20 protein-coding genes are annotated in these 22316 nt (G+C 73.9%); 10 read left to right on the plus strand and 10 right to left on the minus strand.

What is annotated here, in order from left to right:
- Positions 1-143 (minus strand): sugar phosphate nucleotidyltransferase (locus ABZ261_RS24755; protein ID WP_356862805.1); only part of this gene is annotated, 143 nt, incomplete at its 3' end.
- Positions 144-215: 72 nt separating this feature from the next.
- Between ABZ261_RS24755 and ABZ261_RS24760 the strand changes: the two genes are divergently transcribed.
- The gene (locus ABZ261_RS24760) at positions 216-860 is read left to right on the plus strand and encodes a 5-formyltetrahydrofolate cyclo-ligase (protein WP_356862694.1); all 645 of its coding nucleotides are present in this window, start codon (positions 216-218) and stop codon (positions 858-860) included.
- A gap of 117 nt (positions 861-977) precedes the next feature.
- Here the strand turns inward: ABZ261_RS24760 and ABZ261_RS24765 are convergent, their stop codons facing one another.
- Positions 978-3875 (minus strand): penicillin acylase family protein, encoded by a 2898-nt coding sequence (locus tag ABZ261_RS24765; RefSeq protein WP_356862696.1) that lies wholly within the window; start codon positions 3873-3875, stop codon positions 978-980.
- 244 nt (positions 3876-4119) lie between these two features.
- On the opposite strand from ABZ261_RS24765, the gene ABZ261_RS24770 reads away from it, so the two are divergent.
- From ABZ261_RS24770 to ABZ261_RS24790, 5 genes are all read left to right on the plus strand, one after another.
- Positions 4120-5619 (plus strand): potassium/proton antiporter, encoded by a 1500-nt coding sequence (locus tag ABZ261_RS24770; RefSeq protein WP_356862807.1) that lies wholly within the window; start codon positions 4120-4122, stop codon positions 5617-5619.
- 220 nt (positions 5620-5839) lie between these two features.
- Complete coding sequence (locus tag ABZ261_RS24775; protein WP_356862698.1) at positions 5840-7132, plus strand: MFS transporter; 1293 nt, start codon at positions 5840-5842, stop codon at positions 7130-7132.
- Between the two features lie 67 nt (positions 7133-7199).
- Positions 7200-7496: an FmdB family zinc ribbon protein gene (locus tag ABZ261_RS24780; protein WP_356862700.1), complete on the plus strand. Its 297-nt coding sequence runs from the start codon at positions 7200-7202 to the stop codon at positions 7494-7496.
- 97 nt (positions 7497-7593) lie between these two features.
- Positions 7594-8427, plus strand: a complete 834-nt coding sequence (locus ABZ261_RS24785) for an S-methyl-5'-thioadenosine phosphorylase (RefSeq protein WP_356862702.1) — start codon at positions 7594-7596, stop codon at positions 8425-8427.
- Positions 8428-8796: 369 nt separating this feature from the next.
- Positions 8797-9327 (plus strand): hypothetical protein, encoded by a 531-nt coding sequence (locus tag ABZ261_RS24790; RefSeq protein WP_356862809.1) that lies wholly within the window; start codon positions 8797-8799, stop codon positions 9325-9327.
- 42 nt (positions 9328-9369) lie between these two features.
- Here the strand turns inward: ABZ261_RS24790 and ABZ261_RS24795 are convergent, their stop codons facing one another.
- Complete coding sequence (locus tag ABZ261_RS24795; RefSeq protein ID WP_356862704.1) at positions 9370-9546, minus strand: hypothetical protein; 177 nt, start codon at positions 9544-9546, stop codon at positions 9370-9372.
- Between the two features lie 86 nt (positions 9547-9632).
- On the opposite strand from ABZ261_RS24795, the gene ABZ261_RS24800 reads away from it, so the two are divergent.
- From ABZ261_RS24800 to ABZ261_RS24810, 3 genes are all read left to right on the plus strand, one after another.
- Entirely contained in the window at positions 9633-10658 is a 1026-nt protein-coding gene (locus ABZ261_RS24800) for a P1 family peptidase (RefSeq protein ID WP_356862705.1), read from the plus strand.
- Between the two features lie 268 nt (positions 10659-10926).
- Positions 10927-12144 (plus strand): Ig-like domain-containing protein, encoded by a 1218-nt coding sequence (locus tag ABZ261_RS24805; protein ID WP_356862707.1) that lies wholly within the window; start codon positions 10927-10929, stop codon positions 12142-12144.
- A gap of 156 nt (positions 12145-12300) precedes the next feature.
- Positions 12301-13047 (plus strand): DUF6227 family protein, encoded by a 747-nt coding sequence (locus ABZ261_RS24810; RefSeq protein ID WP_356862709.1) that lies wholly within the window; start codon positions 12301-12303, stop codon positions 13045-13047.
- Between the two features lie 293 nt (positions 13048-13340).
- Here the strand turns inward: ABZ261_RS24810 and ABZ261_RS24815 are convergent, their stop codons facing one another.
- The 6 genes from ABZ261_RS24815 to ABZ261_RS24840 all read right to left on the minus strand — a co-directional run bounded on the left by ABZ261_RS24815 (position 13341) and on the right by ABZ261_RS24840 (position 20796).
- Positions 13341-13592, minus strand: a complete 252-nt coding sequence (locus ABZ261_RS24815; protein ID WP_356862711.1) for a hypothetical protein — start codon at positions 13590-13592, stop codon at positions 13341-13343.
- A 118-nt stretch (positions 13593-13710) separates the two neighbouring features.
- A complete protein-coding gene (locus ABZ261_RS24820; RefSeq protein ID WP_356862713.1) occupies positions 13711-15909 on the minus strand; it encodes a fructose-specific PTS transporter subunit EIIC in 2199 nt (732 codons plus the stop codon).
- Between the two features lie 514 nt (positions 15910-16423).
- Positions 16424-17371: a 1-phosphofructokinase gene (gene pfkB, locus ABZ261_RS24825; protein WP_356862715.1), complete on the minus strand. Its 948-nt coding sequence runs from the start codon at positions 17369-17371 to the stop codon at positions 16424-16426.
- Positions 17368-18129 (minus strand): DeoR/GlpR family DNA-binding transcription regulator, encoded by a 762-nt coding sequence (locus tag ABZ261_RS24830; protein ID WP_356862717.1) that lies wholly within the window; start codon positions 18127-18129, stop codon positions 17368-17370. Before ABZ261_RS24830 ends, pfkB begins: the two co-directional genes overlap by 4 nt.
- 378 nt (positions 18130-18507) lie before the next feature.
- Positions 18508-19218, minus strand: a complete 711-nt coding sequence (locus ABZ261_RS24835) for a TetR family transcriptional regulator (RefSeq protein ID WP_356862811.1) — start codon at positions 19216-19218, stop codon at positions 18508-18510.
- A 579-nt stretch (positions 19219-19797) separates the two neighbouring features.
- Entirely contained in the window at positions 19798-20796 is a 999-nt protein-coding gene (locus ABZ261_RS24840) for a sigma-70 family RNA polymerase sigma factor (RefSeq protein WP_356862719.1), read from the minus strand.
- A 199-nt stretch (positions 20797-20995) separates the two neighbouring features.
- On the opposite strand from ABZ261_RS24840, the gene ABZ261_RS24845 reads away from it, so the two are divergent.
- On the plus strand, positions 20996-21517 hold the full coding sequence (locus ABZ261_RS24845) for an N-acetyltransferase family protein (RefSeq protein WP_356862721.1): 522 nt from the start codon (positions 20996-20998) through the stop codon (positions 21515-21517).
- 13 nt (positions 21518-21530) lie between these two features.
- Here ABZ261_RS24845 and ABZ261_RS24850 read toward each other — a convergent pair whose 3' ends face one another.
- Positions 21531-22316 carry a class III extradiol ring-cleavage dioxygenase gene (locus ABZ261_RS24850; protein WP_356862723.1) on the minus strand — a complete coding sequence of 262 codons (786 nt, stop codon included), beginning with the start codon at positions 22314-22316 and terminating at the stop codon, positions 21531-21533.

The raw sequence follows: 22316 nt of genomic DNA on the forward strand, positions 1-22316 counted from the left end.
TCCTCGACCACGTACTGGATCGCCGGCTTGTCGACGACCGGCAGCATCTCCTTGGGAGTGGCCTTGGTCGCCGGCAGGAACCGGGTGCCGAGACCTGCCGCGGGAATGACAGCCTTGCTGATCCTGGGGTGGGACTGAGTCATGCCCGCAACCTTATCCGGTGCCTTTGCGCGGAATCTGTGGCTCCGGTTGGTTGCCCCTCTTGTACGACCAGCATGCAGAAGGGTGCGAGAACGACCGTGGAGAACGCCGGACCTACGGGCGAGACTGGCAAGCGCGCATTGCGGCGGGAGGTCCTCGCGGCGAGGAGAAGGTTGACGGCGGATGACGTCCGCGAGGCGGGCCGCGCCCTGGCGGAGCGCGCCCTGGAACTGCCCGAGCTGGCGCACGCCCGCACGGTGGCCGCGTACGTCTCCGTGGGCGGCGAGCCCGGCACGCCGGCGCTGCTGGACGCGCTGCGCGCGCGGGGCGTGCGCGTGCTGCTGCCCGCGCTGCTGCCCGACAACGACCTGGACTGGGGCGAGTACACCGGGCCGGACTCCCTCACGCGGGTCCGGCACGGCGGGAGGATGGCCCTGCTGGAGCCGTCCGGCCCCCGGCTCGGCCCGGACGCCGTGACGGGCGCGGACGCCGTCCTGCTGCCCGGTCTCGCGGTGGACGCGCACGGGATGCGCCTGGGCCGCGGCGGCGGCTCGTACGACCGCGTGCTGGCCCGTCTGGAGCGGGCGGGCGCCCGCCCCCGGCTCGTGGTGCTGCTGTACGACGCCGAGGTCGTCACCCGGGTCCCGGCAGAGCCGCACGACAGGCCCGTGCACGCGGTGGTGACCCCGTCGGGTGTGCGCCGCTTCACGGGCGCCTGACCCGCCCATGTCGTCGGGCGCGCGGGCGGACCGCGCCGACGCGCGGCCACGCCCCCGGGCGGCGGAAAGGCCCTCCACGCGGGCGTGGAGGGCCTTCTCCCGTGGTGCGTCAGCGGGTCAGGGCTTGAGGACGAGGGTGTCGCGCGTGCTCCTGCCGACCGCGTCGTCCGAGAACGACCAGGGCAGCAGCTCGCCCTTGGCCCACTTGCCCGTCTGGTCCGTGTAGTGCGCGCTGAACGCGTGCCCGGAGGCGCCGGTCAGGTTGATCCACTTGGACTTGTCCAGGTCGGCGAGGTTGACGACCATCCGCATGGACGGCACCCAGACGACGTTGTAGCCGCCGGCCGCGTTCCAGCCGGAGGCGTTCACCGTGGCCTCGCCGCCGCTGATCTTCCAGGGGCCGCGGTTGAGGATGTACCGCACCACCTCGGGGCCCTCGGTGCCGAGCGTCTGGTTCTTCAGGAACAGGCGGTGCAGCCGGCCCCAGTTCCAGCTGTCGATGTCCTTGCCGAGCTTGGCGGTCAGCTCCCAGCGGGCGTCGATCATGGCGCGGGCGAAGAGCTGGTCGCGGTTGTGCGCGGCGGGGCGGGTGCCCGACTTGGGCGTCCTCCACCAGTCGCTGTCCGGCTTGTCCATCAGGGTGCGCACGACCTCGAACCAGCGGTCGCCGCCGTCCGGCTGCGCCTGGTCGGCGTCCCGCTGACCGCACTCGCGCACCTTGGTGTCGTCGTCCACCGGGCCGGTGCTGTCGATCTTGTCGACCCACAGGCACTGTCCCTTGACGCGCAGCTCCTTGGGGAGCTTGTTGCCGAAGGCGAGCTTGAGGATGTTGCGCCAGACGGCGTTGAAGTACGCGGCCGCGGCCGAGTCGGCGTCCTGGGTGTAGTCCCAGCCCTCCAGCAGCTTCTGCGCCTCGCGGACGTCGGGGTCGTCGAGGTTGATCTTCAGCAGCCTGGGCACCAGCAGCTTGGCGATCTCGCTGCTGTTGTCCATCTGCATCTGGCGCATGTCGTCGGTGGAGATCCGGCCGCCGTCCTTGATCTTGGACTCGATCAGGTCGGTGATGCGCTGGCTGCGGGTGCCGTAGCCCCAGTCCCGGGTGAGCGTGTAGGGGTAGTCGTCCTTGCCGACGACGGCCTGGTTGGCGGTGACGATGTAGCCGCGCTCGGGGTCGAACTCGAAGGGCAGCTCGTCCTCGTCGAGGAAGCCGGTCCAGCGGTACTTCGGGTCCCAGCCCGGCACGGGGAGGGCGCCGCTGTCCGCGGAGGTGCGCGTGGGGATCCTGCCGGGCAGGGTGTAGCCGATGTGGCCGGCGGTGTCCGCGTAGACCAGGTTCTGCGAGGGCACGTCGAACAGGGCCGCCGCCGCCCGGAAGTCGCGCCAGTCCGCCGCCCTGTCGAGGGCGAACACGGCGTCCATGGTGGTGCCCGGGTCGAGCGCGGTCCACCTCAGGGCGATGCCGTAGCCGTCGCCGCGGTCGGGGGCGGCGGCGTCGACGGCGGCCTTCCTGCCGACCTTGACGAGTTCGCCGTCGCGGTCGGACAGCAGCGGCATGCCGTCCCGGGTCTGGCGGACGACGATCTTCTTGGCGGCGCCGCCGGCGACCTCGATGGTCTCCTCGCGGGTCCTGAAGGGCCGGACCTTGCCGTCGTACAGGTAGCCGTTCGCGGTCACCTTCTCCAGGTAGAGGTCGGTGACGTCGACCCCGGAGTTGGTCAGGCCCCAGGCGATCCTGGCGTTGTGGCCGATGATCACACCGGGCATGCCGGCGAACGTGTAGCCCGCGACGTCGTACCGGCACTTGCCGGAGACGGTCCGGCAGTGCAGGCCCATCTGGTACCAGACGGACGGCAGCGACGCCGACAGGTGCGGGTCGTTGGCGAGCAGCGGCTTCTTGGAGACGGTGTACTTCCCGGACACGACCCAGGAGTTGGAGCCGATGCCCTGGCCGTTCACGCCGACGGCCGCGGGGACGTCGTCCAGCACGCGGTACAGGCCCGCCAGCTGGCTCGTCAGGCCCGATCCGCTCGTGCCCGAGGTGGCGGAGCCGGTCGCGCCGCCCGTGCCCTGGGAGGCGCCCGCGGTGCCGCCGGCGCCGGTGCTGCCCGTGCCGGTGCCCGTGCCGCCCGTGCCGGTGCCCGTGCCGCCGGGGGTGCCCGTCGTGCCGGACGTGCCCGTGCCCGTGCCGGTCGAGGTGCCGGCCGAGCCGCCCTGCCGGAAGGTCCGGGTCAGCTCGTCGTACTGGCCCTCCTGCACGATCGGCTTGTTCCGGCCGTAGGGGTACTGCGGGTACAGGTCCTGGATCTGCTGCGGGCCGAGGCGGCTGGCCATGAGCGCGCGGTCGATCTCGTCCTGCATGTTGCCGCGCAGGTCCCAGGCCATCGCCTTCAGCCAGGAGACGGAGTCGACCGGGGTCCACTTCTGCGGCCGGTAGCCGTTGGCGAAGCCCAGGGCCGCGTACTCCAGCGAGATGTCCTCGCCGTCCTTGCCCCGCAGGTAGGCGTTGACGCCCGCGGCGTAGGCCCGGAGGTACTTCTTCGTGGCGGCCGACAGCTTGGTGTCGTACTCCTGCCGGGCGATCCGGTCCCAGCCGAGGGTGCGCAGGAACTCGTCGTTCTTCACCTGGCTCTTGCCGAACATCTCCGACAGGCGCCCGGAGGTCATGTGCCGGCGCACGTCCATCTCGTAGAACCGGTCCTGCGCCTGGACGTATCCCTGCGCCATGAACAGGTCCTCGTCGGAGGAGGCGTAGATCTGCGGGATGCCGTTGCCGTCCCGCTTCACGTCGACCGGCCCGGACAGGCCTTCGAGCCGGAGCGAACCCGTGGTCTGCGGGAAGGAGGCGCGGACGGTGCTGATCGACCAGTACGCCCCGAAGGCGATGCCTCCGATGACGGCCAGGACCAGCACCAGCACGAGCAGTCGGGCTCTGCGCCCCTTCTTCCTGCCGGACTTGACGGACGTGGCACCCGTTGTGGCGGTGTCACCCGTTGTGGCGGTGGTGTTGGGGGGCATCGCTGTCCTTGCTGTCCTAACGCGAGCGGCAGGTCGGGCTGTGACTTTGAATGAGCGCTGGAGCAACCATAGGCGCAGGGCCCTGTCCCGCTTGACGCGGAGTCGGGAACCAGCGCGTACGAGCGTTCGATCTTGCCCTGCCGAACGTCAAGAAAGCGTCAAGATTTAGGTAAGGTAACGAAGTAACCGGAATCTCGCCGGACCTCGCCGGACCTCGCCGGAGACCGCGGAGGAGGAACGCACGCTGACTGTCCACCACCTCAACCAGCTCCTGCTCGTCTGCTCCGTCGTCCTGCTCGTCGCCGTCGCGGCCGTCCGGATCTCCTCCCGCAGCGGGCTCCCCAGCCTGCTCGTCTACCTCGGCATCGGCGTCCTCATGGGCCAGGACGGCATCGGCGGCATCCATTTCGACAGCGCGGAAGTGACCCAGGTCATGGGATACGCCGCCCTGGTCGTGATCCTCGCCGAGGGCGGCCTGGGCACGAAGTGGAAGGAGATCCGGCCGGTCCTGCCGTCCGCCTCCGTCCTGGCGACGGCGGGAGTGGCGGTCAGCGTGGGCGTCACCGCCGCGGGCGCGCACCACCTGGTCGGGCTGGAGTGGCGGCAGGCGCTCATCATCGGGGCGGTGGTGTCGTCGACGGACGCGGCGGCGGTCTTCTCGGTGCTGCGGCGCATCCCCCTGCCCGCGCGCGTGACGGGCACGCTGGAGGCGGAGTCCGGCTTCAACGACGCCCCGGTGGTCATCCTGGTCGTCGCCTTCTCCACGGCCGGCCCCGTCGAGCACTGGTACCTGCTGCTGGGCGAGATAGCCCTGGAGCTGGCCATCGGCGCCGCCCTGGGCCTCGCGGTCGGCTGGATCGGCTCCTGGGGCCTCAAGCACGTGGCGCTGCCCGCCTCCGGCCTCTACCCGATCGCCGTGCTGGCGATCGCCGTCACGGCGTACGCCGCCGGCGCCCTGGCGCACGGCAGCGGCTTCCTGGCCGTCTACCTGGCCTCGATGGTCCTCGGCAACGCCAGGCTGCCGCACTGGCCCGCCACCCGCGGCTTCGCCGAGGGGCTCGGCTGGATCGCCCAGATCGGCATGTTCGTCGTCCTCGGCCTGCTGGTCACCCCGCACGAGCTGGGCGACGACGTCTGGCCCGCCCTGGTCATCGGGCTGGTCCTGACCGCGGTGGCCCGGCCGCTGAGCGTGGTGTGCAGCCTGGCGCCGTTCCGGACGCCCTGGCAGGAGCAGACCCTGATGTCGTGGGCCGGGCTGCGCGGCGCCGTGCCCATCATCCTGGCGACCATCCCCATGGTGAACGGGGTCGACGGCAGCCGCCGCATCTTCAACATCGTCTTCGTCCTGGTCGTCGTCTACACCCTCGTCCAGGGGCCGACCCTGCCCTGGCTGGCCCGCACCCTGCGGCTGGGCGAGGAGGGCGAGGCCTCCGACCTCGGCATCGAGTCCGCACCGCTGGAGCGGCTGCGCGGACACCTGCTGTCCGTCTCGGTGCCCGAGGGCTCCCGGATGCACGGCGTGGAGGTCAGCGAGCTGCGGCTGCCGCCCGGCGCGGCCGTCACCCTCGTGGTGCGCGAGGGGACGTCGTTCGTGCCGCTGCCCACGACCGTGCTGCGGCGGGGCGACGAACTGCTGGTCGTCGCCACCGACCCGGTCCGCGACGCGGCGGAGCGGCGGCTGCGCGCCGTCGCCCACGGCGGCAAGCTGGCGGGCTGGCTGGGCACCGACGACACCCCCGGCTGAGGGGCCGGCGGTGCGCGTTCTCACAGGGGCGCCCCGCCTCGATTTCTGTAGTATGAAGGCACCAGATCGAACCAACTCTGCCTGACGCAGAGCTGGCGCGACCGTATGGCGGCCGGAACGCCCACCGCAGTGGCACCGGTATCTACCGCAGTTCCGCGCAAGAGGACAGCTCTCGGCGCCCCGGCACGGGCCGCTACCAGGCGGAAGAAAGGCACGGGCCGTGGCGTCCACGGTCACCCACGAGCCGGCGGGGGGCACCCCGCCGCCCCGCCCCGGATACGGTCAGCTCCTGCGCACCCGAGGCGCCTGGACGTTCCTGCTCCCCGGATTCGCGGCGCGCCAGCCGTTCGCGATGCTCACCCTCTCCATCGTGCTGCTGGTCCAGCACACCACCGGCTCCTACGGCGCCGCGGGCGCCGTGGCGGCCGCCACCGGTGTCTCCATGGCGCTGTTCGCCCCCTACAGCGGCCGCCTCGCCGACCGCCACGGCCAGCGCGCGGTGCTGGTCCCCGGCGTCCTGCTGCACGCGGTCTCCGGGCTGACCCTGACGGCGCTCGCCCTGGCGCACGCCCCCCTGTGGGCGCTGTTCCTGGCGGCCGTCCCGACCGGAGCCTCGGTGCCGCAGGTCGGTCCGATGGTGCGGGCCCGCTGGGGGGTGAAGCTGCGGAACTCGCCCCTGATGACCACCGCGGCGGCCTTCGAGTCGGTCACCGACGAGCTGACCTTCGTCGTCGGGCCGCTGCTGGCGACGGCGCTGTGCACCGCCGTGACCCCGGCGGCGGGCCTGGTCGCGGAGGCGGCGCTGACCCTGGTCGGCGGCCTGCTGTTCGCCGCGCAGAAGAGCACCCAGCCGCCGGTGACCGGCGACGGCGGGCACGCGCGCGTGCGGCACGCCTCCGCCCTCGGCGTCCCGGGCGTGCGCGTGCTGGTCACGGCCTTCCTGGGCATCGGCTCGGTCTTCGGCGGCATGCAGGTGTCGCTCGCGGCGTTCACGGAGTCGATCGGCGAGCCCGGCCTGAACGGGGTCCTGTACGGCGTCTTCGCCGCCGGGAACATGCTCTCCGGCATCGCCTGCGGCGCGATCGCCTGGAAGGCCGCGCCCCACAGGCGCCTGGTGACCGGTTACACGGCGCTCGCGCTGGCCGCGTCCGCCCTGTGGACGGCGCACTCGGTGCCGCTGCTGGCCGCGCTCGGCCTGCTGGCCGGCATGTGCATCGCCCCGGCGCTGATCACCGGCTACACGCTGGTCGAGAGCCTGGTCCCGGCCGGCGCCCGCACCGAGGCCTTCACCTGGCTGACCGGCGCGGTCGCGCTGGGCCAGGCCGCCGCCGTCACCGTCGCCGGACAGCTGGAGGACCGGCTGTGGGACGGCGCGGGTTTCCTGGTGCCGATGGGCGGCACCGTGCTGGCGCTGGCGACCCTGGTGACACTGCGGGCGCTGCTGGTCCCGCAGCGCCGCGACCGCAAGGCGGGGCGTGGCGTGGGTCACCGCGAGCAGGTCGCGGTGGACTGATCCCCGGGAATGCGTCACTATGGACCGTCGTTAGCACTCATTGAGTGAGAGTGCCAGGAGGAAGACAGTGCCGACCTACCAGTACCAGTGCACCGAGTGCGGCGAGGGCCTCGAGGCGGTGCAGAAGTTCACCGACGACGCCCTGACCGAGTGCCCCAGCTGCAAGGGGCGCCTGAAGAAGGTCTTCTCCGCGGTCGGCATCGTCTTCAAGGGCTCCGGCTTCTACCGCAACGACTCCCGCGGCTCCTCGTCGAGCAGCTCCCCGGCGTCGAAGTCGTCCGGCTCGTCGTCCGACTCCACGGCGTCCTCGTCGTCGTCGACGGCCTCCTCCTCGTCGGGCTCCGCCAGCAGCTCCGCCGCCTGAGACCTCTCCCGCCGCCCTGCCGTCCCGCGACGGCAGGGCCGCCGGCGTTCCCGGGCACCGGCTCCCCGGCGGCCGCCGTGCCCGCTAGGGTGCGGACATGGCGAACGCAGAGATCGGCGTAATCGGCGGCTCGGGGTTCTACTCGTTCCTGGACGACGTGACCGAGGTCCAGGTCGACACCCCCTACGGGTCGCCCAGCGACTCCCTCTTCCTCGGCGAGATCGCCGGCCGGCGGGTCGCCTTCCTGCCCCGCCACGGCCGGGGCCACCACCTGCCGCCGCACCGCATCAACTACCGCGCCAACCTGTGGGCCCTGCGCTCGGTCGGCGTCCGGCAGGTCCTCGGACCGTGCGCGGTGGGCGGGCTGCGCCCCGAGTACGGTCCCGGCACCCTGCTCGTGCCGGACCAGCTGGTGGACCGCACGAAGGCCCGGACGCAGACGTACTTCGACGGGCTGCCGCTGCCCGACGGGACCGTGCCGAACGTCGTGCACGTGTCCCTGGCCGACCCCTACTGCCCCACCGGGCGGGCCGCGGCGCTGAAGGCCGCCCGCGGCCGGGACTGGGAGCCGGTGGACGGCGGCACGCTGGTCGTGGTCGAGGGCCCGCGCTTCTCGACGCGTGCCGAATCGTTGTGGCACCGGGCGCAGGGCTGGTCGGTGGTGGGCATGACCGGTCATCCCGAGGCGGCGCTCGCCCGGGAGCTGGAGCTCTGCTACACGTCGCTGGCCCTGGTCACCGACCTCGACGCGGGCGCCGAAACCGGCGAGGGCGTCTCGCACGACGAGGTGCTGCGGGTGTTCTCGGCCAACGTCGACCGGCTGCGCGGGGTGCTCTTCGACGCGGTGGCGGCGCTGCCGGACACCGGGGCGCGGGACTGCCTGTGCGCCAACGCGCTCGGCGGGATGGACCCGGGTTTCGCGCTGCCGTAGCGGGACCCGCGTTCGGGGGGGGCGTTCGGGGGCGGGGCGTTCAGGGGCGGGGCGTTCGGGGGCGGTACGTTCGGGGGCGGGGCGTTCGGGGGCGGGGCGTTCGGGGGCGCCCGGCTGCGGGCGGACGCCTTCGTTCGGGTGAGCGAGTTGTCCACAATCGGCCCGTGGTCCACCGGCTCCGGCGGGATACGGCGCGAGGCGGCATCGTGGCACCACAAGCCGAACTCCTCGTCGCAGGCGGTGACTCCCGTGCCTCCCTCCCCGTCGACCCCGTCCCCGTCCCATTCCTCTTCCCCTTCCCCTCACTCCCCGTCCTGGCCCCCGCTCCCTCCCCCTCCTCGGCCCTCCGCCGGCTCCTTCCCGTCTCCCCTGCGGCCCCCGCGTCCGCTGGGCACGGACGCCCCGGCGACCTGCGCGGTGCCCTCCTTCGACCCGGTGCGCGTGCGCGGCGGGCGGTACCGACTGCAACGGCTCGTGCGCAACCGCAGGCGGGCCGTCGCGGCCGGCCTGGCGGTGACCGCGGCCGCGCTGGTGGCCGCCGGGCCCCGCACCGGGCCGGAACCGCACCGCGCGGAGGCGTCCCGCGGGCAGCGGACCGCGGAACCCGTACGACGGCACGCGGCCGTGGACATGGTGACGGCGCCGGTGCGGATCGCCGACGCGGCCACGGTGCGGCTGCTGCGGCCCGGCGACCGGGTCGACGTCATCGCCGCCGAGGACCCCTCGGCCGGGGGCGGCGTCCGGGTGCTCGCCCGCGGGGTGCGGGTGACGAAGGTGCCGGAGCCCCTGGACGGCGCGGCCGAGAGCGGGGCGCTGGTCGTGCTCTCGGCGCCGCGTGCCGCGGCGGCGCGGCTGGTCGGCGCGAGCGCCACCGCACGCCTGGCGGTGACGCTGTGCTGAACCGCACGGTGTCCGCGGGCGGCCCGGCGGTGGTCCGGCGGCTCAGAGATGGTGGGGCGGCTTCTCGTCGAGGAAGCGCTTCAGGTCGGCGGCGCCGTCCCCGGCCGGGCGATCGCCCCACCCGCGATCGGTGTCGTCCGAGGACTGCTGGTCCAGCGGGTCGTCGAAGACCAGCGCCGGCTTCGGGGCGCGCGGCTCGGGTTCCGGGGCGGTGCTCATCCCTCAAGGGTAAGGCTCCCCCGCAGGCCCCGGCGGGGGCGCTGGATCCTCCTGGGAGCCTGCCGGTCTGGGCCAGACTGGCGGCCATGACAGCTGACGCACTGACCGACGTCGCCGGACTGCGGGTGGGCCACGCCACGCTCAGCGGCGGCGGCCGGCTCACCGGCACCACGGTCGTCCTCGCACCGGAAGGCGGCGCCGTCGCCGCCGTGGACGTACGCGGGGGCGGTCCCGGCACCAAGGAGACCGACGCGCTCGACCCGCGCAACGTGGTGCAGAAGGTCGACGCCGTCGTGCTGACCGGAGGCAGCGCGTACGGGCTGGACGCGGCCTCCGGGGTGATGGCCTGGCTGGAGGAGCAGCGGCGCGGGGTGCCGGTGGGGCCCGATCCGGCGCACGTGGTGCCGGTGGTGCCCGCCGCGTGCGTCTTCGATCTGGGCCGGGGCGGTGACTTCCGTGCGCGTCCGGACGCGGCGACGGGACGGGCCGCGGTGGAGGACGCGGCGGCGCGTGCTCCGGGTGCCAGAGTGCCGGAAGGGTGCGTGGGCGCCGGCACGGGCGCCGTCGCGGGCCGCTTGAAGGGCGGGGTCGGCACGGCGAGCACACTGCTCGGCTCGGGGATCACGGTGGCGGCGCTGGTGGTCGTGAACGCCGCGGGATCGGTGCTCGATCCGGAGACGGGGGTGCTGTACGGGGAGTTGTTCCAGGGGCGGGTGGCGTACCCGGAGGAGAGCGTGCACACGGCCGCGGTCCGGCGTCTCGGCGAGGCCGCCGGCGGGAACGCGCCGCCGCCGCTGAACACGACGCTGGCGGTGGTCGCGACCGACGCGGACCTGTCGAAGGCCCAGGCGCAGAAGCTGGCGGGCACCGCGCACGACGGGATCGCCCGCGCGGTCCGGCCGGTGCATCTGCTGCACGACGGGGACACGGTGTTCGCGCTGGCGACCGGTTCCCGCGCGCTGGGCGACCATCCCCTGGCGCTGAACGACGTCCTGGCCGCCGGCGCGGACGTGGTGACGCGCGCGATCGTACGGGCGGTGCGCGCCGCCGAGCCGGTCGAGGGACCGGGCGGGGCGTGGCCGTCGTACACGGAGCTGTACGGGAACGGGTAGGGCGGGGCGGGGAGGGGTGGGGGTGGGGGTGGGGGGGAGGCCCCCTCCCCCGTGAGCCGGGCGGCAGCGGCAGCAGGGTGGGCGCGCGGCCCGGCGAAGGGTGATTGTCGCGGGCGAAGGGTGATTGTCGCGGGCGAAGGGTGATTGTCGCGGTTCTGTCACGTCATGGCGTTCTGCGGGGGCCGGAGGGAACCCCGCCCGGCTCCGGCGCCCTCCTTCTTCACGCATCGCAACGGATCGCGCACATCACACGAACGGGGAGCATCCTGTGACAACGCCGGACATTGCCGCGCGGCGCGCACTCGGGGCCTGTGCCGCCCTGATGGTCGGCGCCCTCACCCTGACCGGTTGCGGCGGCAGCGCCAACGCGGACGACGACGGCAAGGGCGGCGCGCACTCCCCGAAGACGTCGGCGGCGAGGATAGTGATCTCGGCGAAGGACGGCTCGACCGGCGCGTCCATCAACGCCACCGGGGTCAGGGTCAGCGACGGCAGGCTGGCCGGCGTGAGGATGACGGTGGCGGGGTCGGGCCGGGAGGTCCCCGGTTCGCTGTCGGCGGACGGCAGGAGCTGGAAGCCGAAGCAGCAGCTGGAGCGCGGCACGAAGTACCGGATAACCGTGACCGCGAAGGACGCCGAGGGGCGCACGGCGGCGGCCGACTCCTCCTTCACCACCGTCACCCCGGCGAACAGCTTCATCGGCACCTACGTGCCGGACAGCGGTGCGACGGTCGGGGTGGGCATGCCGGTGTCGTTCACCTTCGACAAGCCGATCACCGACAAGAAGGCCGTGCAGTCGCACATCACGGTGGACTCCAGCAGCGGGCAGCAGGTGGCCGGGCACTGGTTCGGGGACCGGCGGCTGGACTTCCGGCCGCGGGAGTACTGGAAGGCCGGGTCCAGGGTCACCATGAAGATCGACCTGGACGGGGTGGAGGGCGCGAAGGGCGTCCACGGGGTGCAGGAGAAGACCGTCTCGTTCACCGTCGGGCGGTCGCAGGTCTCCACGGTCGACGTGAACACGCAGACGATGACGGTGGTGCGGGACGGCGAGACGGTCAAGTCGGTGCCGATCTCGGCGGGCAGCCCGCAGCACACGACGTACAACGGGCAGATGGTGATCTCCGAGAAGTCCGTGCAGACCCGCATGAACGGCTCGACGGTCGGCTTCGGCGGGGAGTACGACATCCCGGACGTGCCGCACGCGATGCGGCTGACGTCGTCGGGGACGTTCCTCCACGGCAACTACTGGTACGACCGGGGCAACCCGCCCTTCGGCCGGCAGGGCACCAGCCACGGCTGCGTCGGACTCGCGGACGTCCAGGGGGCGGGGGGCGCCACCTCGGCCAAGTGGTTCTACGACAACTCGCTCATCGGGGACGTCGTGATCGTGAAGAACTCCCCGGACAGGACGGTCGCCCCCGACAACGGGCTCAACGGCTGGAACATGCCGTGGAGCGCCTGGACCGCGGGAAGTGCCACCTGAGCGGGGGGCGGTGACGGGGCGTGGGCCGCGCGGGAATTCTTCGCGCGGCCCGCGCGTTTTCCCGGCGCACGTTTTCTCGGTTCCCGGACATGATGTCCGACCGAGGGGCTACGGTATGCACCCACAAGGTGACATGCAGCAACGCCGGGAGATGCCTTGAGCGTTCCGTACGAGACGGCAGCGTACGAACCAGCCGAGTCGCCCGAGTCTCCTGAGGAGCATCTCGAGCGGCTCCTCGGCCGTGCCCTGAACTCCTTCGAGCTGCCCGACGAGGTGATACGGCGGCTCGACTGCGCGCTGGCGCACGACAGTTCGCTGCACTCCGCGTACCACAGCGCCGGGCTGCACCGGGAGACGTACCGGCACACCTGGCTGCTCGCCGACGGTTCGGCGGTCACGCTGTGGGAGCTCGTGCACAACCCCCTGCCCGGAAGCGCCCCGGAGCACGAGGTGTACGCGGACGAGGAGGAGGTGCAGGCGGCCACGGCACGGCTCGGGCTGCCGCCGGAGACGCAGGAGCTGGAGGTGCCGGTGCTGATGCGGCTGTGGGCGGTGCCCGAGCCGCGGCACGTGTTCGCCTCCGACGACTCGGCGGACCACGCTCGCCGGCTGCTGCGCCGTGCGGAGAACCCCGACCGGCCCGGCGCGGAGACGGCGGCGCTGCTGGCGACGGCGACCGCGCACCAGATCACGCAGGCGTTCGGACGGCCCGGGCGGGCCGGACGGGCGCGGCTGAGCTACGCCTTGTACGAGCACGCCTTCCTGCTGCCGGACGGCGCCGAGGTGTCGCTGTGGGAGGTCGAGCACACGGCGACGCCGGACGGGCGGCACATGTGCGAGGTGTACATGTCGGAGGACGCGGCCCGGGACGCCATGGAGCGGCGCGCGGCACGGCAGGGGTAGCGCGGGTACGCCTGCGCCGGGGTGCGGGTGGGTCTGCGCCGGGGCGCGAGTGGGTCTGCGGCTGTAGCGCGCGTACGTCTGCGCCGGTAGCGCGGGTGCGTCTGCGCCGGGGCGGGATTGGGTCCGCGCCGGGCGCGCGGGTGCGTCTGCGCCGGGGGCGCGGGCGGGGAGGCGCCTCCTCCGCCTGAGCGCGGGTCACGGAGGTGTGCGGTCCGGTCCGCCGGGCGATCCCGCCCCTGGGCGTGAGGGCGTGAGGGCGTGCGGGCCTGCGGGGCGCCGGGGGACTTCCCGGGTCAGCCGTTGGCGAGTTGCCGCACCAGGCCCGCGAACGCGTCCTGTTCCGCGGGGGTCAGTTCCACGCACTCCCGCGCCGGTCCGAGCCGGGTCTGGCGCGGCAGGGCCGGGAGCGGTGCGGCAGGGCGCCGGGCGGCGGCCCGGCGGCCGGCGCGGCGCAGCAGGCGCCGCAGGACGACGGCCCAGGCGACGGCCGCCGCGCCGAGAGCGGCCACGCCGAGCAGCTGGAGGGTGTGGGCGTGCTCAGGCATGCGCCCAGTACACACCACGGTCCGGGGCCGTGGCCCCGGACCGTGACATATCTCGCAGGTGCCGTGAACGGCTCACAGCGCACCAAAGGGACGAGCAGCGGTGGGCGCGGTGCGGCGGTCAGGCCGCGACGGGCTGCTCGGCCCCCTTCCGGGCGGTGGCCGGGTTCGCGGCCGCGTCGGCGGCCGTGGCCTCGGGGGCCTGCTTGCGCGTTCCCTTGAGGAGGACCACCAGGGCCGCGGTGACGCAGACCCCGGCCGCCACGGCCACCAGGTACAGCAACGGGTTGCCGATCAGCGGGACCACGAAGACGCCGCCGTGCGGGGCGCGCAGAGTGGCGCCGAAGGCCATCGACAGGGCGCCGGTGAGGGCACCGCCCGCCATGGCGGACGGGATGACCCGCAGCGGGTCCGCCGCCGCGAACGGGATGGCGCCCTCGGAGATGAAGGAGGCGCCCAGCACCCAGGCGGCCTTGCCGTTCTCGCGTTCGGCCGGTGTGAACAGCCTGCCGCGCACGGTGGTGGCCAGGGCCATCGCCAGCGGCGGGACCATGCCGGCCGCCATCACCGCGGCCATGATCTTCATGGCGGAGTCGCTGGGGTCGGCGACGGCGATGCCGGCGGTGGCGAAGGTGTAGGCGACCTTGTTCACCGGCCCGCCCAGGTCGAAGCACATCATCAGGCCGAGCAGGGCGCCGAGCAGGATGGCGTTGGCGCCGGTGAGGCCGCTCAGCCAGTCGGTGAGGCCCTTCTGCGCCCTGGCGATGGGCTTGCCGATCACGACGAACATCAGGAAGCCGACGATCGCCGAGGAGATCAGCGGGATCACCACCACCGGCATGATGCCGCGCAGGGCCGCCGGTATGCCGACCTTCTGGATCGCCATCACCACGCCGCCGGCGATCAGGCCGGCCGCGAGGCCGCCGAGGAAGCCCGCGTTGATGGTCAGGGAGATGGCGCCGCCGACGAAGCCGGGGACGAGTCCGGGCCGGTCCGCCATGCCGTAGGCGATGTAGCCGGCGAGGACCGGGACGAGGAAGCCGAAGGCGACTGCGCCGATCTGGAAGAGCAGGGCGCCCCAGCTGTCGGCCTGGGTCCACAGGAAGTGGTCCGTCACCGACGGCGCCTTGTTGATCTTGTAGCCGCCGATCGCGAAGCCCAGGGCGATGAGGAGGCCGCCCGCGGCGACGAACGGGACCATGTAGCTGACGCCGGACATCAGCCACTTGCGGAGCTTGGTGCCGTATCCCTCGCCGGCGTCGCCGGAGCGCTCGACCGGGGTGCCGGCACCCGCGTGCGCCGGGGCGCTCGCCTCGCCGCGCGCCGCCTTCTCCCGGACCTCCGCGATGAGGTCGGCGGGACGGTTGATGCCGGCCTTCACGCCGACGTCGACGGTGGGCTTGCCCGCGAAGCGGTCCTTGTCGCGTACGGGGACGTCGTGCGCGAAGATCACGCCGTCCGCCGCGGCGATGACGGCCGGGTCCAGCCGGGTGAAGCCGGCCGATCCCTGTGTCTCGACGACCAGTTCGACGCCCGCCTCGCGGCCCGCCTTCTCCAGGGACTCGGCCGCCATGTAGGTGTGGGCGATGCCGGTCGGGCAGGAGGTGACGGCGACGACACGGAAGGGGCGTTCGCCCGAGCCCGCGCCGACGGGGGCGGCGTGCGCCGGAGCGTCGGCGTCCTCGGCCTGCGCGCTCCCGGCGTCCGCGCCTGCGTCCGCGGGCGCGGCACCCGACTCCGGTGCGCGGGGGGCCGTGGTGCCCGCTGCGGCCCCGGCGGAGGCCGCCGCCGGGGCCGCAGCGGTGTCCTGACAGACGCCGGGGGCGTCCTGGGCGGCGTCCGCGGCGCTGTGCACGTCCTCCCCCTCGCCCGGCGGTTCCTCGTCCCCGCGGATCAGCGCCGCGGCCGTCTCCGGGGTGCTCACCGCCCGCAGCGCGGAGGTGAACTCGGGGTTCATGAGCTGGCGGGCCAGGGAGGACAGGATCGTCAGGTGGGCGTCGTCGGCGCCGGCGGGCGCCGCGATCAGGAAGATCAGGTCCGCCGGGCCGTCCGCGGCGCCGAAGTCGATGCCGGCGGCGCTGCGGCCGAAGGCGAGGGACGGCTCGGTGACGTGGGCGCTGCGGCAGTGCGGGATGCCGATGCCGCCGTCGAGGCCGGTGGGCATCTGGGCCTCACGGGCGGCCACGTCGGCGAGGAAGCCTTCCAGGTCGGTCACCCGGCCCTGGGCCGCCATGCGTTGGGCGAGGGCGCGGGCCGCCGCTTCCTTGGTGTCGGCGGACAGGTCGAGGACGACCAGGTCCGCGGTGATCATGTTGCTCATCGCGGGCTCCTCTGCACGCGTATCGCCCGGGGGGAGGAATGGGCGGAGGCGGGGACGGGGACGGGGGCGGAGTGGCGGGATGGGGGGAGGGCGAGGCCCGGCGGGACGGCGCGCCTGGGGCGGCGGTCCGGGCCGGTCCTGCGGCGGACGGCGGGGGCGTGGACCGGCCCCGTCGTACGGCGGACGGCGGTGGCGCGGGCCGGAGCGGTCGGCGCCGGCCGGGGAGCGAAGGCGCGGTCCCCCTCCGCCCCCGCTCCGAAGCGGGGGGTGCGGGCCGGGGACGCGCCCGGAACGGCCGGGGCGGCGGCCGGAAGGGCGGCGCGGGCGACGGGCACGACCGTCCGTCGTGCGACCGGCAGACCCGCACCGGCGTTCGCCGGCCTCGCATCGGCGTGCGGCGGACCGGCGTGGGCCACCGACGCGGGGACGCGGGCGGCCGGAACGTGGGCGACCGGCAAGACGCCGGCGGCCGGAACGTGGGCGACCGGCAAGGCGACGGGGGCTGCCGGGGGCGTCATGGTGCCGGCTCCGTCAGTTCGCGGTCGAGGGGGATGTCGGCCGTGACCGTCACCGCCGCGGGGTCCAGGTCGGCGGGGGCTGGCATGAGGCTGCCGGGGAGGCGTACGGCGGCGGCCCCGTGGGCGACGGCGGAGGCGAGTGCCTCGGGGCCGGTGCCGCCGGCGATGAGGAAGCCGGCGAGTGAGGCGTCTCCGGCGCCGACGTTGCTGCGTACGTCGGACACGCGGGCGCTGCCGAACCAGGCTCCGGTGTCCGACACCAGGAGCTGGCCGTCCGCGCCCAGGCTGGCGAGGACGGCTCCCGCGCCCATGGCGCGCAGTTCCTCGGCCGCCTTCAGGGCGTCGCCCACGGTCGCGAGGGGGCGTGCGACGGCTTCGGCGAGCTCCTCGGCGTTCGGCTTCACCACGTCGGGCCGCGCCCGCAGCGCCTCCAGCAGCGCACGGCCGGAGGTGTCCAGGGCGATGCGCGCGCCCCCGGCGTGCGCCCGCGTGACGACGTCGGCGTACCAGGTGGGCGCGAGTCCCTGCGGCAGACTGCCGCAGCAGGCGATCCAGTCGGCGTCGCGCGACTGGGCGCGGACCGTGTCCAGGAGGAGGTCCTGTTCCTCGGGCGACAGCTCCGGGCCCGGTGCGTTGATCTTCGTCAGCACGCCGTCCGCCTCGGCGAGCGCGATGTTGGAGCGGGTGGCGCCCGCGACCGGGACCGGCGCGACCTCGATGCCCTGCGCGTCCAGCAGGTCGGCGACGAGCGCTCCCGGCGCGCCGCCCAGGGGCAGGACGGCGACCGTGCGCCGGCCGGCGGCGGCGACGGCGCGCGAGACGTTGACGCCCTTGCCGCCGGGGTCCATGCGCTCGCCGGTGGCGCGGACGACCTCGCCGCGTTCCAGGGCGGGGACCTCGTAGGTGCGGTCGAGGGAGGGGTTGGGGGTGACGGTGAGGATCATGCGCGTACCACTTCCGTGCCGCCGCGCTCGATCGCGGCGGTGTCTTCGGGGCTCAGACCGCTGTCGGTGATCAGCAGGTCGACGTCGTTCAGGCCGCCGAAGCGGGCGAAGTGCTCCTGGCCGTGCTTGGAGGAGTCGGCCAGCAGCACCACGCGCCGGGCGGCGGCGATCGCCGCGCGCTTGACCGCGGCCTCGGCGAGGTCGGGGGTGGTCAGCCCGTGCTCGGCGGAGAAGCCGTTGGCGGCGACGAACAGCACGTCGGCGCGGATCTCGCCGTACGCGCGCAGCGCCCAGGCGTCCACGGCGGCGCGGGTGCGGTGCCGCACGCGTCCCCCGACGAGGTGGAGCTGCAGCCCCGGATGGTCGGCGAGGCGTGCCGCGATGGGCAGGGAGTGGGTGACGACGGTGAGGTCGGCCTCCAGCGGGAGGGCGGCGGCCAGGCGGGCGACGGTCGTGCCCGCGTCGAGGATGGCCGTGCCGTCGGTGGGCAGTTCGGCGAGGGCCGCCTTGGCGATGCGGTCCTTCTCGCCGGCGGCGGTGGACTCGCGTTCGGCGAGGTCCGGTTCGAAGTCGAGGCGGCCGACCGGGATGGCGCCGCCGTGCACCCGGCGGACGAGCCCGGCGCGGTCGAGGGCCTTCAGGTCGCGGCGGATGGTCTCGGCGGTGACCTGGAACTCCTCGGCCAGCGACAGCACGTCCACCCGGCCGCCGTCACGGGCGAGCCGGAGGATCTCCTGCTGCCGTTCCGGTGCGTACATGTCCGCTCGCCTCCGCCTCGCTGTCCGGTCGGGCGTCTTCCACGCCCGAAGTCCGGATGTTTCCGCTGTCATGCCCGAACGTGTGGTTCTGATGCGAGGCTACGCCCGGAAATCGGGAAAGTAAACAGGTTCAGACTTCGCTCGGGCATGAACGGAAATCCGTGCAGATGCCGACGCGCATCCGGGCGGCACCGGCGTGACATCCGGGCAGCGATCGGGACGTGGCGCGGGCAGCGAAAGGGAGCCCACGGTCACCGGGCGAGGGGGCGGTGGAGCGCGCCCGTGCCTCCGACCGGCCCGGAGGGTCGATACAGGCCGGAGGGACCGGGCCGGTCGCGTCGTCCGGCCGGCCGGCGCCGGCCCGGAACCCCGGTCGCGTTAGGCCTGTCCGCCCCAGTCGAAGTCCCGCAGGGCCCGCAGGTTGCGCAGGGCCAGCGCCGCCGGGCCGTCCGGGCCGGCGGGCGCCGACGCCGTGGCGGCCCAGGACTCCACGGCCGCGCGGACGGCGGCGCCGGCCACGGCCGCGGCGAACCGGAGGTCCGGGGTGACCGCCGGGCGCCCCGGGGAGGACGCGTCCGGGGCCGGAGCGTCCGGGGCCGGAGTGCCGGGCGGCGCGGCCGCCGAGCCGGCTGCGGCGCCCGGCGTCCGCCCGCCGGGCGTTGCGGCCGCCCCGCCGTCGGCTGCGGCGCCCGGCGACCGCGCCGCGAGGATCTCCGCCAGCGCGCTCTCCGAGGTCCGGCACACCTCGGCCCAGACCTTGCCCAGGGCCGGGCTGGTCCGGGCGAGGCGGATCAGGGTGCGGACCCATTCCCAGGACGTGGCCGAAACGCCGAGGCCGGGGGTCAGGGCGTGCCGGACGGCGTGTTCCAGGGCCTCGCGGAGGGGGAGGTGGGCCGGGGCCGTACGGACGGCGTCGGTCCAGCGCTGCGCGCCGGCCGCGTACAGGGGCGCCACCGCCTCCTCCTTGGTGGCGAAGTAGCGGTAGAAGGTGCGCGGTGCGACCCCGGCAGCCTGGGCGATGTCCTCGGCGCGGGTGGCCCGCAGGCCCTGGTGCGCGAAGAGGGCCGCCGCCGCCCGGGCGATCTCCATCCGGGTCTCGGCCTTCCGGCGTTCGGTCAGAGACACCGGCGCGGAGGCGGAAAACGGCTGGTGGGCGAGGCTGGGGGTGGTGCTCATCCCGGCAGGCTATGCCGGTGTGGCAGAATCTGCCATCCGGCGGTCCACCCCGGGGTTCAGGTACGGGGTGGGCCGCCGTTCCAGTTCCCCGCACCGCCCCGAGCACCGGTGTTCCCCCGCTCCCGGGGCGCGCCCCTGGGAGCGGCGGCCCCGGAGCCTCCACCTCCCCCCGCCCCCGCCGGTCGCGCCACTTCGCGGCCGCCCCGCAAAAGCCGGACTCCGGCGCCCGGGGGGGGGATGGGCGCCGGAGTCCGGCTCGGAAGGTCCCGGCGCCAGGGGGGATCGCGTCGGGACGTGGCTCGCGTGGGCCGGCCAGGTCAGCCGGGGGTGCGGTGGGGGTGGGGAGTGCGGTTGCCGGGGCCCGCTGCCGGGCCCGGAAGGGTTGTTCCCTCGGGCCCGGGACTTGAAGCGACGGGACCACGCCATGTTTGCGCCGTCTTTCGCCACCCGGCCGCTCCCGCGCCCCGCCGGGCGCCCGGGCCTGGGACCCCGCTACGCCGCCGCGTCGAAACCGGTGCTGCGGGCCAGCTTCTTCAGTTCGAGCAGCGCGTGCTTCTCGATCTGGCGGATGCGCTCGCGGGTCAGGCCGTGCTCCTTGCCGACCTCGGTCAGGGTGCGCTCGCGGCCGTCCTCGATGCCGTACCGCATCTTGATGATGGAGGCGGTGCGCTGGTCCAGCCGGCCGATCAGGTCGTCCAGTTCCTCGCTGCGCAGCAGGGTCAGGACGGACTGCTCGGGGGAGACCGCCGAGGTGTCCTCCAGCAGGTCGCCGAACTGGGTCTCGCCCTCGTCGTCCACCGACATGTTCAGCGAGACCGGGTCGCGGGCCCAGTCGAGGACGTCGGAGACGCGCTCGGGCGTCGAGCCCAGCTCCGCGGCGATCTCGGCCGGCTCCGGGTCGCGGCCGTTCTCGCGGTTGAACTCGCGCTGGACCCGGCGGATCCGGCCCAGCTCCTCCACCAGGTGGACGGGGAGCCGGATCGTGCGGGACTGGTCGGCTATGGAGCGGGTGATGGCCTGGCGGATCCACCAGGTGGCGTACGTCGAGAACTTGAAGCCCTTGCGGTAGTCGAACTTCTCGACGGCGCGCACCAGGCCGGCGTTGCCCTCCTGGATCAGGTCGAGCAGGGGGAGGCCGCTGCGCGGGTAGCGCCGGGCGACGGCGACGACCAGACGCAGGTTGGAGCGGATGAAGACGTCCTTGGCCCGCTCCCCCTCGGCGGCCAGCGCCTCCAGCTCCTCCCGGGTGGCGTCGGTCCTGGTCTCTTCGTAACCGTCGAGGACCTGCCTCGCGAACACACCCGCTTCGATGGTCTGGGACAGCTCGACTTCCTTGGCTGCGTCCAGCAGCGGCGTCCGCGCGATCTCGTCGAGGTACATGCCGACCAGGTCGCGGTCTGCGATCTCGCCGCCATGAGCGCGAACACTGCTTGCCGAGTCGGCCGTCTCGCCGGTGGCGGACTGACGACGGGCGACGGCACGGGTTGCCATGCGTGCTCCCTTGCGATGGTGGGCTGGCGGGTGGTCCTGGTGGACGCTCGGCACTCCGGAAACGGTCTTCGGGACTGGGACTCTCTCCGAGTGCCCGGCATCCGTGGGAAACAACGACTGCAATCCGGACAGAATTCCCAACCCGCCCCCCGATTTTTCTGATCATGCAGTACCCTGTGCCGCCACGCGAGGAGGCGAGATGCCGCCGGAACCCACTGAAGTGCAGGTCAGGCCGGGATTCGAAGGGGACCTCGACGCCCTCACGGCGATCTACAACCACTATGTGAGTGAGACGGCCGTCACATTCGACACCGCGATCTTCACTCCGGAGGAGCGGCGCCCCTGGCTGCTCTCCCACCCGGAAGACGGCCCGCACCGGCTGATGGTTGCCACGGGCGCGGACTCCGGCGGCATCCTCGGGTACGCCACGTCCGGTCCCCTCCGCCCGAAGCCGGCCTACGGGACGTCCGTGGAGACGTCGGTGTACCTCGCCCCGGACGCCCGCGGACGCGGCATCGGCGCCCTGCTCTACGCGGCCCTCTTCCGGGCCCTGGCCGGGCAGGACGTGCACCGCGCCTACGCGGGCGTCGCCCTGCCCGACGAGGCGTCCGTCCGGCTGCACGAACGCTTCGGTTTCCGGTGCGCCGGGACCTTCCGGGAGGTCGGGCGCACGTTCGGCCGCTACTGGGACGTGGCCTGGTACGAGAAGGAGCTGGACTGACGGCCCCTCCGGCTCAGCCGAACTGCACGGACCGTTTGGCCATCCCCATCCAGAATCCGTCGATGACCGACCGCGGGGCGTCGAGCCCGCCGCCGGCGTCCGCGGCACCCATGGCGACGAACAGCGGAGCGAAGTGCTCGGTGCGGGGGTGGGCGTAGCGGCCGGCCGGGGCCTTGTCCAGGAAGTCGAGCAGGGCGTCCCAGTCGCGGGCCTCCAGCGCCCGCCGGCCCCAGTCGTCGAACTCGGCGGACCAGCTCGGCACGCCGGTGTGGCGCAGGGCGGCGAGGTTGTGGGTGAAGAAGCCCGAGCCGATGATCAGCACGCCCTCGTCGCGCAGCGGGGCGAGCCTGCGGCCGATGCCCATCAGGCGCACCGGATCGAGGGTGGGCAGGGAGATCTGCAGCACGGGGATGTCGGCGGCCGGGAACATCTCGACGAGGGGGACGTAGGCGCCGTGGTCGAGGCCCCGGTCGGGGACGTCCTGGACGGGCAGGCCGGGGGCGCGCAGCAGGGCGCGGACGGAGTCGGCGAGCGCCGGGGCGCCGGGGGCGGCGTACCGGACCCGGTAGTAGTGCTCGGGGAAGCCCCAGAAGTCGTACACCAGCGGGACGGTCTCCACCGCGCCGAGGGCGAGCGGGGCCTCCTCCCAGTGGGCGGAGACCACGAGGATCGCGGTGGGCCGGGGCAGGGCGGCGGACCAGGCGGCGAGCTGACCGGGCCAGACGGGGTCGTCGGCGAGCGGCGGGGCGCCGTGGCTGAGATACAGGGCGGGCATGCGCTCCTGGACGGTGACGGACAT

Origin of the sequence: Streptomyces sp. NPDC006193 (assembly GCF_040613915.1) — a bacterium.
Taxonomy (GTDB): domain Bacteria; phylum Actinomycetota; class Actinomycetes; order Streptomycetales; family Streptomycetaceae; genus Streptomyces.